The following is a 14,336-nucleotide window of genomic DNA, read 5'->3' as shown; positions in this document are numbered from 1 at the left end:
GAAAACTCTTTGAGTTTACAACAGTTCCAACAGCTCATCATTATCATCATGATTTAGCTGTTTGTAGAACTAAAAGTATCTCTTAATTTTAAGCTTCAATTTGTCCAATAAGTTTTGACGTCAAACAATCCTTTGTAATACAACTTGACAGCATTAATACTTTGGTTAATGGTCTGTTCGGAGTATGCTTTTTCTCCTATCATTTTTTGATGGTAATCGTTTATTACATCCGAGTTAAAAGCATTGATTTGTTCAAGGCTATTTTGTCGATAACAATTGAGCAACCTAAGCACATAGTAATAATAGGTATTGACAGTATTCATACTATACACCTTCAGATGCATGAATTTTATGAACTTGATGGGGCAGCTTTTGAAGTAGATGTCTTTTCTGTATGCTTGCTCAAACAGCAATTGCAAGATTTGATAATCCACAATCGATAACTCATTATGAATCTTCACCCTCAATTTTGTTGTTACTTGTTCGAGAAATCCTATTAGCATCCTACGTTTTGGAATGATAACAAAAGCTCTTAATTCATTATGCCAACGCGTGTATTCACATTCTTTTAATAGCTTGAACGTGTTCTTATTGTTTTTAAAAGTAATGACAATAAAACGTTCGTGCTCATTTTTAACCGGTACCAGAGTGACGGAACCGTGTTTCTCTATCTTTTCAAGTATCCCCTTAAAATAATGGGTGTCGCCAATCGTCACCTGTTCGGCATTTTCCTTTAGTTTAGCATGTAGGTATGAACTGTTAACATCAGCAATATCTTCAAATACATCGATAATGTGGCCGATTGCGTTGACACCTGACGGAGCCGCGTAAGCTCTTATTTCGGGATGCCATTTTATCCAGCCATTTTGTCGAATGCGCCTTAAAATAGCATTACTTTTCTTAAACAATAAAACACACAGGTCTCCATGTTTGCTTTCCCTATGATTAAGATAGATAGTAGGTCTTTGTTGCATTTTTTTTTTTGACAACTTAGTGAAAAGACGTACTTTAAGAATTTATTAAACGTCTAAAAACGTTACTAAACGTTTAAAAAAACGGCTACCGACTATTATGAAACATACCTGTTTATACTGCAATGAAGAGTTAAAAGGCAGAATCGATAAAAAGTTCTGTGATTCTCAATGTAAAAGTGCCTATCATAATCAGACTCTGTCATCTACAGAAGCATACATCCGTAGGGTCAACAAACAGCTTAGAGCCAATAGAAGCGCCCTGCGAACTGCTTGTCCTCAAGGTAAGGCAACTGTTAGAAAGGAGTTTTTGATAAAACTTGGAATGGACTTTAAACATTTAACTCACTCATGGAAAAGCAAAGGGGGCAACTTATATTACTTTTGCTACGACTATGGATATACTCCAGCGCTTGAAGCTGGAAAAATCCTCATTATTCAAAAACAAGATTATATGAATGAATAATTCACATCATTTCTCATCCTGATCCCACAGCTTCGCCTCCTCAGTCACAAATGAACGAGTTACCCTCTTAGTTGATGCCTTGAATATACTTAAATAGAAAAATATTTTATTGCTTTTTTAAATAATTATGACAAACATTTTAAAAAGCTTGATCAATCTTCTTTTCTATGTTTATTGCACAATGTCTAAATTGTAATACGTTTTACACTTGAACTTTAGAAAGCATAATCCTGCACAACATTAACTATGAGAGAGATGGGTTCGTGAAAAAAATATTTAACATGCGTACTAGTAGAGCTAATGATATTATGAATAGGATTATACAAACTATCTCGTTACCAAAGGGGCTTCGGAAACCAATTTAACCGAATGCCCTTTAAAGTCAGGTCATCTAAACCAAGGAAAATGCAAAACATTGCATTATTGAGCAATTCTCTTTCTATTATTGAATAGTATGACTGCTTTTACTTGCATTTTTGTGCTTGCTTATAGAATTTCCCCGCTTTATTGCACTTTCTTGAGCTTAGACATTGCTTTGTTACGACTGAACGCATGAAAATCCTGCATAAATCGTGCGTGTTATCATCATTTAGTAGCATTGGGTGTGCGCAATGCCGCGTAAGGCCTGCATAAGGTTAGGAAGGTATGGCACAATTCAGCTGCCGAATGTTCCGAACTAATTTTGTGTTGCTTTTTTTAAAAAGTTAAGCATGATAGCCTGGCGATTTCAGAGGGCAATTCTTCATAGCCTTCGTTCTTTTGTAATAATTAATCGGTCTCTATTTATAGGGGATGTATCTTCAAATTAAACCTTTTCTTAGGCAGAAAATGGTTTGATCCATTTATAAAATAGATAGTGCCTCTAGTATAGTCAGAAGTTGTTGAACAGGCTTAGTTTATGAATTACTGTTCAGGGATTTGGCTATCCAAAGAACGGGAATGTATGGAATGTTAGAACTGAATTGTGAACCAAACGCCTTGAGGATAGTCTTTGAATGATGCAACGACTAATAGGTCCTAAACAAACACTTTTAAACTATCCCTAAAGACCATGGTGCAATAGTTAATTTATTAAAACTACTTTTGTTATGATCTAACTGCAATTATTTAATGCAATTATCCATGAAGAAAGTATCAATAAAAGATATCGCGAAGCATTTAAATATATCTGTACCTACAGTCTCACTAGTATTAAACGGTCGGGGAGATGAGAAACGTATTAGCAAGGATACACAGGATAAGATCATTAAGTATGCCGAAGAAATCCATTATAAGCCCAATGTTTTTGCCAAAGGATTGAAGAAAGGAAAGAGTGAAATGTTGGGATTGATCATTCCCAATATTTCTGATGTGTTTTATGCCAAAATAGCCAGTCGTATTGAGAAGAATGCAGCTAAACATGGCTATAATGTGATTTTTAGTAGTTCGGAAGAGAGCAGTAAAAAAGAAAAGGAACTCATTTATTCGATGCTTGACAGGCAAGTGGAAGGTCTTATAATTGCTTCTACACAGAAGAATGAAAAAGAGATCTTAAAGCTGAAAGAAATGAATTTCCCATTTGTTCTGATTGATCGCCATTATCCTGAACTGGACTGTGATCATGTGATTGTAGATAATAAAGGGGGGATTGCAAGGGCGGTTGATCATATGTTTCAGATGGGAGCCAGAAATATAGGCTATGTTTCAATTAAGCCCGATTTGGATGCGATTAAAATGCGACTCCTGGGGTATAAGGAAGCGATGGAGAAGAGTGGCTTGGGATATAAGCCGGGAAATGTTCAGGAATTGAATCAGGATAGTTATGAGGAAGAGATGAGCAGGGCTTTTGATAAGCTATTAAATGAAACATCTCCAATTGATGGAGTAATCTTTTCAACTCACTATCTCACTACGGCCGGCTTAAGGGAATTAAGAAAGCGTCATGTCAAGGTGCCCAATGATATTAAAATAATAAGTTTCGATCAATTTAGTGCTTTTGACTTGCTTGACCCTCCGGTAACAGTAGTCACCCAGTCGTTTTATGATATTGGCGATCATGCTGTGGATATTTTATTGGGAAAATTACAGGTCAGGAAAAATGCAAATACACATAAGGTATTAGAAACAGGATTTATCATTCGTAAGTCGTGTGGCGAATGATATAATTCTTTTTACTGTGTATAGGTAAAGAGCAGTTTGATTACCAGCGTTTGATATTTAATTTCGCCCTCAGCTAAATAGTCCTGATGCAAAAGTAAACGACAGGATTTTTCGATCGATTAATTTGTGGTGCAAAGTTTAATTTGTATTTTCGTTACGCATCAAAAAGAAAGAAGTTCAACAGCAGGAGTCGGTTGAACTATTTTTTTAAGCAATAGCCAAAACGTTTTGGCAAGTTGAAATGGGTTTATTTAAAGTTAGTTATATGAAAGCAAAAATCTGTTTGGAATGGAAGTTAATGGTGCTGATTTGCCTTGTGTTTTTAATTGGTCACTTGCCGGTTAGCGCACATGAAAGTGCCGGTAAAAACCAAATACACCATGTCAATGTTAATTATGAACTCTATCAAATATGTAAAAACGACATTAACGGATTCACCAGCCAATCAGGAGGAGGCATTTATTCATATCCATCATTGCGTGATGATGTGCGTGAAGCAATGATCGCAAGGGCATCTACCGGGAAATCGGGTTTTGAATTTTATACTTCAGAGGTGCCGATTGATCACAAAGGCGAGGTCGTTAACTTCTTTTTCTATTCCAATATAGATTTGAATAACCTGGAACCTTATGATATTTTTGTCGATGGCAAGCCACTCTTGAGCTTTGTTCCTGAAGAAAATGGTCAACTTAAACTATTCAATAAACGCAAGGGGGCAAAGGCAGAATATTATTTATACCGCCGCGACGGAAATGGCGATGGAGTAGGTGCTTTCAGGTTAAGTGTGCCAACAGCTTTATTGGAAAAAGGCCGTAAAGCAAAAGTATCGGTTTTCGGGCAGGGAAAGGGTACAAATGCGTGGTTTATGCTGTTTAAGGTTCCCAAAGCTCTGGAATGGTTAAAAGAGGCAGCTCTCAATGATGTATCATTTTCCATCAAGCAGTTCAGTGATCAGCTACTCATTGATGCACCGGCTTACCTGGTTGGTAAAAAAGTATCTCTTGTTGTTGATGGTAAAAACAGTAATACAGTAACATTCAAGTTGCAGGGAGAAATGGCTAAGGCAGCAGTGAAAGCGGCAGCACCTCAAGAGTCTCTTCAAATAAAGTATGCTAATGATACGTATACGGTTGAAATTAAAAAAGACCATGGTGATATCAATGAAAATGTGGTGAAAGGCGATTATTTTTATATGTCGCACGCTCATTCCCACAATGGGTGGTCAGGTGATTTTACAAAGCGTTACCGTCCTGATTTTTATAATGCCTATGAGCCATTTTTTGATAATAAATATGAAAAAGGACTGGTATCGATCATGAATTCAAGCCACCAGGATATAGCGTGGGTCGACCGCCCGGAGGCTTGCATTATAATGCGTGACACCTTATTGTTAACGCCAATCATTAAAGATGCCTTTGCCCGCAAAGACTATGGATTTGATATTGAAGATGGCTTAATGCTCAGGGAGTATCTTGACCGTCATCCCGATGCACAGGAAAAGCTTACAGAACTGCTAAATCGCAAATTATTATCCGTTGGGGCAACTTATAACTGCCCTTATGAAGATATGTACGCCGGTGAGGACCTTGTTCGCCAGTTATACCTGGGTAAATTATGGGTTAAGAAGAACTTTGGCGGGTATGATTCAAAGGTATATTGGAATGTAGATGTGCCAGGCAAAACAATGCAGTTTCCACAAATTCTGAAAAAAGCAGGTGTCGATTATATGGTGATCAGTCGTCATGCCAAAGGTATGGTGCACTGGGCAAGTCCCGACGGAAGTTCGGTTTTCACCTATTCCCCGGGTCACTACGGCGAGGATTTGATCCATTTGTCAAAAGACATCGGAGAGAAGCTTAAATACGGTGCAGAGCAGGTTGTTTGGTGGAGCCAGTATTTTGAAGGCAGTGAAACACAAACACCGCTCTTATCAAGTCAGGATATGTTGCCTGCGATTGACTATTCAGATTACATTGAGCAGTGGAACAATACAGGGTCAGTGATTGACAAAGAGCATAGTAAGAAGGATGTTTACCTGCCCGATATGGAGCTGATGACTGTGGATGAGTACATGCCACTGGCAGAACAGAATGCTACTGCAGTTGATACTATCAGGGGCGAGCGACCCAATGTATGGGTATATATTCATGGTCCGGCTCATCACGATGCTCTAACGGCCAGTCGCAAGGCTTCTAAACTATTACCTGCTGCTGAAAAATTCTTAACGGTTGCTTCCATGCTGGATGAAGAAAAGATGCCTTATCCATATGAACAGCTTGATAAAGGCTGGCAAGCCAAGATCTATCCCGACCATGGTTGGGGAGGTCATGATGGTGATATTACCGATAACTTATTTAAAGAGAGTTTGGTCGAATCGCAGGTGATTGGCGAAAAATTGTTAGGTGATGCCACAACTTTTATTGCCCGGCGGGTTAAAACACAGGAGAAGAAAGGCATCCCTGTTGTGTTATTCAATAGCCTATCTTGGGAGCGTACAGATCCGGTAAAAGTAAGTGTTAACCTGAGCAAAGGAAGGGCACAGGGACTAAGTGTTATCAATAGTGATAAAAAGCGTGTGCCACATCAGATAGCTGCAATGACCAGGCATGAGGATGGAAGTATCAAACATGCCGACATTGTATTTATTGCTGAAAACATACCGTCCGTTGGTTACAAGACTTTTTATGTGAAACCTGAAATGAAGGGTAATACAAAAGGGCAGATAGGGTCTGATGTTTCAGAATATGAAAATGACTATTACAAGATAAGCTTTGCGAAGGGTGGTATTGAGCAGATCTATGATAAGGAATTAAAGAGAGAGCTTTTCAAGACTGATCAGTTTAAAGTAGGTGAAATTTTCACTCTCCAGTCAGAAGGCAATGGGGCAGGTGAGTTTGGTGATGTGCAGCAACCATTTATGCGAAACTTTGACCAGGTAAGTATTCATGGAGCAGAGTGGGAAATAGTGGAGTCTGGAGATGTTTATACGAGCTATAGACTGATTCAACAAATAAGGCATGCTAAAGTGGAGCAAAAGGTGACTATTTACCACCAATTGAAGCGCATCCGTTTTGATAACCAGTTATTGAACTGGGATGGAGCGTTGTATCGTGAGTTCAGAACAGCATATCCGGTAGCTTTTAATCGTTCGACCATTAAACACGAGGTTCCTTTTGGTACTGTTCAGGTTGGTAAAGATGAAATTAATAGTGCGGGAGAGCGTTACACACCTTTGTGTAAAGACGTACACCCACGTGCTATAATGGACTGGATTTCTGCGGATGATGATGAGGTGGTGATAACCCTAAGTTCATCTGTTGCTGCAGCCGATTGGATCAATCCTGCCAAAGATGGAGATGCTGATCTGTTACAGCATGTATTACTGGCAAGTCGTACTTCATGCCACTGGGAAGGTAACGAATATTCACAGGCAGGGAATCATGCCTACAGCCATGTTTTAACATCCAACAAAGTGGGTGAAGTGACTGGAACAAGGTTATCAAAGCAGTTTAATGAGCCTCTTACTGTTATCGTTAATCCGGAAAGATCGGCTAAGGCTGAGCTGGGTGAAAGCATGCGATTCTTTAGCATCGATAATGATAATGTGATTGTGTCAGCCATCAAACGTGCCGAAGAAGGAGATGCCATTGTGGTGCGAATTTATGATGCTGAGGGAATAGCTGCCGATGTAAAATTTAACTCCCATTTTGGCGTAGACAAGCTTTGGCATACCAATATTATTGAAGAAAACCCCAAAGCGATCGATCAAATGGAGATTAAGCCATTTAGTATCGAAACCTATAAAGTAGATGTGAAATAATTACTCTTACAATGATACCAGAACACCCCGCTTTGATCGTAACAAGCGGGGTGTTTTGGTTTATTCGCAATGAGCTTTCTATCACCAGTGTTGTACAATACCTCTAAAAAATTCAATATCGTAGAAATTTAAACAACACCAGATAATTTGTATACAAGCTACCGGTGTGCTCACATCTATTTTTGTATCATCATTAAAATAGATGCAAGATGAAAAAAACAGAGTTAAACAGCTTTATTGCTTCATCTCATTATATATTATGCACTTGTCATTCTTTTGCTAAAAAGGAGCGTCTTTTATCTAATGATTGCCTTATCTAAATAATAAAGCATCTACATAAAGACAGTAAGTTTTCTGTAAGTCAGTGTTATAAGGATTTAGCGTATTGTAACATTGTTTTGCTAACTTTGTTACAATCACAAAAACTAATATTTCTTAATGATGAAGAAGTTTCTGAAAATAGCCGGCGGGATAATAATAGGTATCGTTGTATTATTGCTGGTATTACCAACAATTTTTAAAGGCAAGATAGAAGGGCTTGTTAAAGAGCAGATTAACAATAATGTAAATGCACAGGTTAATTATGATCATTTTTCTTTATCTCTTGTTAAAGCATTTCCGAATATCAGTGTTGGAATAGAAGGATTATCAGTTGTTGGTAATGCGCCATTTGAAAAGGATACATTGTTATACCTTGGACAATTTTCAACGAAGGTTGGTTTATTGGGAGCGATTCAGGGAGAGGTAGAAGTGCATTCTGTCTTGTTATCAGATTTAAATGTTAATGCAATTGTATTGCCTGATTCATCTGCTAACTGGGATATAGCCATTCCTTCAGAAACCGTCGAAGAGCTTGAGCAAAATGATGAAGCTTCGTCTTTTAAGGTCGTATTAAAGTCATTTATACTGGATAATGCGAATATTAAATATGCTGATAAGACCATGAACCTGAATGCTGAGGTTAAAGGTTTTGATCTTGGCTTATCGGGTGATATGTCTGAAGTGCAGACCAACCTGGATATACATTCTGGTATTGAAGAATTATTTGTTCAATTTGATGGGATAAAATACATCAACGGAGCGTCGGTTGGTTTAAACGCCGGTGTTGGTGCCGATTTGGAAAATATGGTCTTTACATTTCTGGATAATGAGTTAATGCTTAATCGTCTTGGATTAAAGTTAGATGGTTCGGTTGCCATGAAGGAGCAGGGGTACGGAATTGATTTAAATTTGGGAACGACCAAAACTGATTTTAAATCCTTACTGGCATTGATCCCGGAGGAGTTTTTAAAGGATTTTGAAGGATTGGAAACAGCTGGTAATATGCATTTGAAAGCAAGTGCCAAAGGTGACTATATTGATGAGGAAAACCTGCCTGCGTTTAGCCTGGATTTAATGGTTGAGAACGGAAAGATTCAATATCCTGATCTGCCGGAGTCCATCAATAATATTAATGTGAATCTACAGGTAGAGAATAAGGGAGGAAGTGCTGATAATACGATTACAAACCTGGAGCAATTTCACTTTGAAGTGGCAGATAATCCATTCGATGCTACACTGAATGTTGTTCAACCTGTTTCAAACCCTGCATTCAAAGGTAATGCTGCAGGACGTATTGACCTGGAGTCTTTATCAAACGCGATTCCAATGGATAGTTTTGATATTAAAGGTTTGATAGAATTGGACTTTACTATCGATGGGGATTATGCCATGGTTGAGCAGGAAAAGTATGATCAAATAAGTGCCAATGGCAAGCTAGACCTGAGTAATTTCTATTATGCGAGCGCTGATATTCCACAAGGGATTTTTATTAAACAATCATCAATGTCTGTTAATCCACGTTCGGTTAAGTTGGAATCGTTTCATTGCACAATTGGCCAGAGTGATTTCGAACTGAAAGGAAGACTGTCCAATTATTTGGCGTATGCACTGCAGAATGGTGTGTTGAAGGGACAATTAAAACACAATTCCAGGCGGATTAACACCAACGAATTACTGGCAATGACCGGCAGTGAAGAGGAAGAACCGGAATCACCGGAAGAGGCGACTGAAGTGATTGAAGTTCCAAAGAATCTGGATTTTGTTTTTCAGTCAGACATAGAAAAGCTATTGTATGATAAACTGACAATCAACCAGGCAAATGGTAAAGTCACTGTCAAAAACGGAGTTGTAAAACTAAATGGATTAAAGATGGAGCTGTTGGATGGCAGCATGCTTATGAGTGGGCAGTATAATACGGCTAACATGAGTAGACCTTTTGTTGACTTTAATATAGAAGGTAAAAATCTGGACCTGAATATGGCAGCTAATTCATTTAGTGTTGTAGACTCATTGTTACCTCTCGCAAAAAATACCGTTGGCAAGGTGTCGCCGAAGTTTGATTACAGCAGTGTATTGAGTAAGGATGCTACTCCAATTATGTCCACGGTAAATGGTGGCGGGTGGCTTCGTTCGAAAAGTGTTGAAGTATCGGGCTCAAAAATTCAGAATACCCTTGCGACAACCCTTAAAAATGACAGTTACAGAAAAATGCGTGCGGAGGATTTGAACATCAACTTTATTATTGACAAAGGTAACGTGATAGTAAAGCCATTTAAAACCAAAGTAGGAGGTAAGATGGTTGAAGTTCAGGGAACCCAGGGACTTGATCAAAGTGTGGATTATAAAATAACAATGCCTGTGAGTCGAAAGGAAGTTTCAAAAATGGCTGGTTCACTGGGCTTTGCAATACCTAATTCAGGTGATGATTTAATAGTTGATGTATTGGTTAAGGGAACTGTTCAGGAGCCTCAATTAAGCTTTGGTCTGGATAAAGCTCGCAAGCAAGTGGAGAAAGACCTTAAAAAAGAAGGTGAAAAGTTATTAAAGAATTTTCTAAAAGGTTTTTAAAAAAGGAACCAAACCGATTTGTCCATTTACAAACGAATTTAATACGTTGGTGGAATCAATTTTCTATTTCAAACAATAACTGTTTATTTAGAAGTATTGCGCTTATTGCTTGAAATACGCAATTGAAAATTACAAAGGGATGAAAATATTAATACTTGCACCGGATCTACAAGAATTGCCTCAGGTATCAAGGTATTCTAATAATTTAAAGTCCTGTTTACAGGAATTTGCTGAAGAAGGTGAAAATACTGATCTGTTAACCTTTGGAGACAGATTTGGTGATGGAAAATATTCATTTAACCGCTTTCAGTTAGAAGATTATCAGAAAGCTGCTGAAATAATTAATACTCGATATGATGCATGTATTTTACAGCATCACCCTGAGGCCTATGGCGGACGTAATGGTGATTATATTTTAACATTGGCGGCCCGCATACAGGTTCCATTGTTGTCAATTTTTCATGCAGTAAGTAACGAACCTAAGAGCAGGGAAAAAGCAATTATCAGCTATTTGGCGAAAAGATCCGACAAGGTGATGGTTTTTAGTCACCTGGCAATTGAGTTTCTGGAACATTACTACAAAGTGAACAGGGATATAATACACCTGACAGATTATGGGGTGTCGGTTTTTGATCCAATATCAACTGACAGGTTGAAGCAACTATTGGGTGTAGAATATCAAAAATATATAATGGCCTGCGGACCCATGTGTTCGACTAGTGGTTTTGAAACATTAATTAATGCCACAGCTGCAATTCAAAAAAAATACGAGGGTACAGGACTGATCATTATAGATACGAGTCCTGACAATCGTGTTAATTCAGAATACAGGAAAACACTTAAGCGACTGGCTGTTCAAAGAGGCGTTGTTAACTGCCTGAAATTTATAGATTTTAAGCATGTTGAAGGCGATTTGGAGTATGTTTTGAATGCAGCTGATGTCTTTGTAGCTGGGGAGCTTAGAGAACGGGTTCTGGAAGATGCGTTTCTATCAACCGCGGTATCAAGTGGTGCCGCAGTTGTATCAAGTCCAACGTGGTTTGCCAAGGAATTGCTGGAAGATAAGAAAGGAAGCTTTTTTGCGTTTCGTTCCATAAGTGAATTGACAACAGAACTCACAAATATGCTGAGGAACCAGAGAGAAACGAAAATGTATCGTGAAAATGCGTTTTTGTACGGAGCTCAGAATTCATGGATCGTGGGTGTAAAAAAGATCAAAGAGCTTATGGCAGGCATTCCTCTTCAAGAAAAGAAGAATAACCTGGTTTCTGCATTTCCACCTGTAGTTTTACCTGATGTTAATTTAAATCAACTGATGGAGCTTTATCATAACTCAGGCTTCGTCTGCGATTCAAAATATGGAATTCCTGATTATACTTCCGGCTATAAGCTATTATCCAATGCCATGGCTTTGCATGTTTTGATGAAGGCGAATGGCCTGATCCATGAGGATGAAAATATTGAATTAATAAGAAAGTGCCTGGGCTTTATAAGGTTGTTCAGAATGGCAAATGGCAAATGGGCATCATCACTCAATTATCGCCTGGAACCACAGGAAGAGGTTTGCGAATACGATCTGGGTTATGCCATATGGACATTAGGTGCGGTGTATTCAACAATTGATGATGCCGGAATAAAGGATGTTGCTTATGAAATGATCCTGCAATTGCTGAAAGAAGTTCAATTTATAAATACTAAAGCAAAAGCAGCAGCCCTGATTGGAATAGCAGAGGTGCTGAAAACAGAGCAGAGCAACCAGGAACTGATTGAGTTAATGAAAAAATGGACCTATCAGATTTCTGATTTATTCCCATCGGATACTATGCAGAACTGGCATTGGCACGAAGACGAGGTTTCTGAACATGTGGGGCTTACTTTGCTGGCCCTGTTAAATGCTTATGAGCTTTTGCATAACGACGAATTGCTTTCAATTGCAAAGAGGGGTTTGCGCTTTGTTGAGCGTTATATATTTACCGATTCACGATATAGTCCAAAAATAATTGGCAGACAAAAGGGTAGGGATGATAGTGGTGTAGCAAACACTTCATATGCTGGAGAGGCTTACTATATGACAGAGGTTTATGCCAAGATGTTTGAGATCACCAGGAGTGAACGGTATTTAGCACTGGCCAATTCAGTGCATAATTGGTACCTGGGTGATAATTCTATCGGAAAGAGTTTGTATGATATCGCATCGGGCGGATGTTATTATTCGTACAGTGGCAGGAGTGTAAATCCTTTAATTACTACTTCAAGTACCTGTGCCTATTGGCTGTCTCACTTTACGATTCATGATGTTTATTTTGAGATGATACTTTCTGAATAATAAAAAAGCCCGGATTTACATCCGGGCTTTTTAATACCATTATATAATGGTTTAGCTTCTTTTCTCTTTGATACGAGCTTTTTTACCAGTAAGACCGCGTAAGTAATACAACTTAGCACGACGAACTTTACCCTGACGTAATAACTCAACTTTTTCAATGAATGGAGAGTTAAAAGGGAAGATACGCTCAACACCAACGTTGTTAGAGATTTTTCTAACAGTAAAACGTTTGTTGTTTCCCTGTCCTTTAATTTGGATAACAACGCCTTTAAATACCTGAACACGTTCTTTGTTACCCTCTTTAATTTTGTACGATACTGCGATGTTATCACCAGGACCGAACTCAGGCATTTCAACTCCGCCTTCAAAAGCGGCTTCGGCTACTTTAATTAAATCCATTTCGGAATTTTTTATTGGATTAAACTTTATTCACGCAACATTACCTGACTCCCTTGTTCAATAAGAGGTTACGCAAACAGGCTGCAAAAGTAATGATAATAACATTAAAAAGAAAAACATTTTATCTTAATTTCTGCCGGCTAAGTATTTTTTTCTTCTCCGTCATCCTTTGTATTATTGCAGTTGGCGTCACTTTTAGTGAAGAAACCGATTATGAGGTTTTTTAATGTTAGCGCTATTGGAGTCAACCAGCTGTTAACCAAAAAAGGGACAAAACGCATGGGGTTTAAAAAAGAAACTAACTCAATGTAACGCAATTCGAGTTTTTTCTCAGATAGTTTGATCTGAAAATAAAGTTTCATTTTCTCATTTTCAAAATCTTCAAAGGATTTAATATGGTTATAAGAGTTTCTACTTAAATTCATCGTAGTCAGTGTATTTAGGGAAGAATAATTGGATGAAAGATTGAATTACAGGTTTTTGTATAAGAGATTTTCTTAATGCTAAAAACACTAAGGCCAAAATGAGATAAAAACCGGCAACGATAAAAAAGCCAATGCCTTTTCCATCAAACAGGTGATTTAACCAAAATGCTATTGCAAGAGATGAAAATAACAATACAAAAAACAGCAGGTAGAACAGACCAATTTTCAAGATCATCCCTGAGAAGAAGCGGGAAAGATTTTCTGCAGCATGAAGTTTAGCTAAATCAAGACGGGCATTTACATATTCTTCAAAATCGTCCTTAACTTCATTAATTTCTTCACTTAGTTTTTCTTTCATGATGTGTGTTAAGAAAATACCCCGAAAATAAATTTCCGGGATATCAGGTTATAAAAGTTCGTTAAGACCAAAATTAATTGGCTCCGTGAGTTGGTTCAAGATTTTGCTTATATTCTTTAATGAGGTTTTCGATCTTCTTTTCCAGATCATTCATCTTAACCTTCATTTCTTCCTTAAGCTCTCCTCCTTTAACTTTTACTTTTTCTCTAAGCTGTTGCAGTTCAGCTTCCATTTCTTTAAGCTTTCCTTTTACTTGCTCACGTGTTTCGCTGCCTTTTTGAGGAGCATATAGTAACGCAATTGAGGCCCCCAGAGCTGCTCCGGTCAACAAACCTCCTAAAAATAATCCAGTATACTTCATGGCCTTATAATTTACGGTTATTAAAGTTAATAAGGTACAAAAGCTAAGTTAATATGTCAATTTATTTAGTGGAGCAAATCAGGTAGTTAATGGAAAAATAACCAAAGATTGTCACTACATACATGCTTACACTAACTATCTGTTATCAGATATTTTGATAAAGTTATAACTTTACACACATT

General features: G+C 37.9%; 10 protein-coding genes. 5 read left to right on the top strand and 5 right to left on the bottom strand.

What is annotated here, in order from left to right:
* Positions 1-95 precede the first annotated feature (95 nt).
* The gene (locus ACRD69_RS19805; RefSeq protein WP_430816873.1) at positions 96-974 is read right to left on the bottom strand and encodes a phage integrase N-terminal SAM-like domain-containing protein; all 879 of its coding nucleotides are present in this window, start codon (positions 972-974) and stop codon (positions 96-98) included.
* A 97-nt stretch (positions 975-1,071) separates the two neighbouring features.
* Here ACRD69_RS19805 and ACRD69_RS19800 point away from each other — a divergent pair, with 97 nt between their 5' ends.
* The 5 genes from ACRD69_RS19800 to ACRD69_RS19780 all read left to right on the top strand — a co-directional run bounded on the left by ACRD69_RS19800 (position 1,072) and on the right by ACRD69_RS19780 (position 12,611).
* On the top strand, positions 1,072-1,437 hold the full coding sequence (locus ACRD69_RS19800) for a hypothetical protein (RefSeq protein ID WP_430816872.1): 366 nt from the start codon (positions 1,072-1,074) through the stop codon (positions 1,435-1,437).
* Between the two features lie 1,122 nt (positions 1,438-2,559).
* A complete protein-coding gene (locus ACRD69_RS19795; protein ID WP_430816871.1) occupies positions 2,560-3,576 on the top strand; it encodes a LacI family DNA-binding transcriptional regulator in 1,017 nt (338 codons plus the stop codon).
* A 265-nt stretch (positions 3,577-3,841) separates the two neighbouring features.
* Positions 3,842-7,396: a glycoside hydrolase family 38 N-terminal domain-containing protein gene (locus tag ACRD69_RS19790; RefSeq protein WP_430816870.1), complete on the top strand. Its 3,555-nt coding sequence runs from the start codon at positions 3,842-3,844 to the stop codon at positions 7,394-7,396.
* Positions 7,397-7,834: 438 nt separating this feature from the next.
* Entirely contained in the window at positions 7,835-10,285 is a 2,451-nt protein-coding gene (locus tag ACRD69_RS19785; protein ID WP_430816869.1) for an AsmA family protein, read from the top strand.
* Positions 10,286-10,424: 139 nt separating this feature from the next.
* Positions 10,425-12,611 (top strand): glycosyltransferase, encoded by a 2,187-nt coding sequence (locus ACRD69_RS19780; RefSeq protein WP_430816868.1) that lies wholly within the window; start codon positions 10,425-10,427, stop codon positions 12,609-12,611.
* A 51-nt stretch (positions 12,612-12,662) separates the two neighbouring features.
* On the opposite strand, the gene rplS is transcribed toward ACRD69_RS19780, so the two are convergent.
* The 4 genes from rplS to ACRD69_RS19760 form a co-directional block, all read right to left on the bottom strand.
* The gene (gene rplS / locus ACRD69_RS19775; RefSeq protein WP_430816867.1) at positions 12,663-13,010 is read right to left on the bottom strand and encodes a 50S ribosomal protein L19; all 348 of its coding nucleotides are present in this window, start codon (positions 13,008-13,010) and stop codon (positions 12,663-12,665) included.
* Positions 13,011-13,150: 140 nt separating this feature from the next.
* Entirely contained in the window at positions 13,151-13,435 is a 285-nt protein-coding gene (locus tag ACRD69_RS19770; protein WP_430816866.1) for a hypothetical protein, read from the bottom strand.
* Positions 13,422-13,793, bottom strand: a complete 372-nt coding sequence (locus ACRD69_RS19765) for a phage holin family protein (protein WP_430816865.1) — start codon at positions 13,791-13,793, stop codon at positions 13,422-13,424. Before ACRD69_RS19765 ends, ACRD69_RS19770 begins: the two co-directional genes overlap by 14 nt.
* A 73-nt stretch (positions 13,794-13,866) precedes the next feature.
* Entirely contained in the window at positions 13,867-14,154 is a 288-nt protein-coding gene (locus ACRD69_RS19760) for a YtxH domain-containing protein (protein WP_430816864.1), read from the bottom strand.
* Between the last annotated feature and the right edge of the window lie 182 nt (positions 14,155-14,336).

The organism is Carboxylicivirga agarovorans, from assembly GCF_050589845.1.
GTDB lineage: Bacteria > Bacteroidota > Bacteroidia > Bacteroidales > Marinilabiliaceae > Carboxylicivirga > Carboxylicivirga agarovorans.
Note: the sequence above shows the minus strand (reverse complement) of the source record. Positions and strands in the feature narration are given on the sequence as shown.

What these genes read in the sequence shown, in the direction of transcription:
- ACRD69_RS19780 (WP_430816868.1), top strand. Translation starts at nt 10,425, where the DNA reads ATGAAAATATTAATACTTGCACCGGATCTACAAGAATTGCCTCAGGTA.
- ACRD69_RS19795 (WP_430816871.1), top strand. Translation starts at nt 2,560, where the DNA reads ATGAAGAAAGTATCAATAAAAGATATCGCGAAGCATTTAAATATATCT.
- ACRD69_RS19805 (WP_430816873.1), bottom strand. Translation starts at nt 974, where the DNA reads ATGCAACAAAGACCTACTATCTATCTTAATCATAGGGAAAGCAAACAT.
- ACRD69_RS19760 (WP_430816864.1), bottom strand. Translation starts at nt 14,154, where the DNA reads ATGAAGTATACTGGATTATTTTTAGGAGGTTTGTTGACCGGAGCAGCT.
- ACRD69_RS19790 (WP_430816870.1), top strand. Translation starts at nt 3,842, where the DNA reads ATGAAAGCAAAAATCTGTTTGGAATGGAAGTTAATGGTGCTGATTTGC.
- ACRD69_RS19800 (WP_430816872.1), top strand. Translation starts at nt 1,072, where the DNA reads ATGAAACATACCTGTTTATACTGCAATGAAGAGTTAAAAGGCAGAATC.
- ACRD69_RS19770 (WP_430816866.1), bottom strand. Translation starts at nt 13,435, where the DNA reads ATGAATTTAAGTAGAAACTCTTATAACCATATTAAATCCTTTGAAGAT.
- ACRD69_RS19785 (WP_430816869.1), top strand. Translation starts at nt 7,835, where the DNA reads ATGATGAAGAAGTTTCTGAAAATAGCCGGCGGGATAATAATAGGTATC.
- rplS (WP_430816867.1), bottom strand. Translation starts at nt 13,010, where the DNA reads ATGGATTTAATTAAAGTAGCCGAAGCCGCTTTTGAAGGCGGAGTTGAA.
- ACRD69_RS19765 (WP_430816865.1), bottom strand. Translation starts at nt 13,793, where the DNA reads ATGAAAGAAAAACTAAGTGAAGAAATTAATGAAGTTAAGGACGATTTT.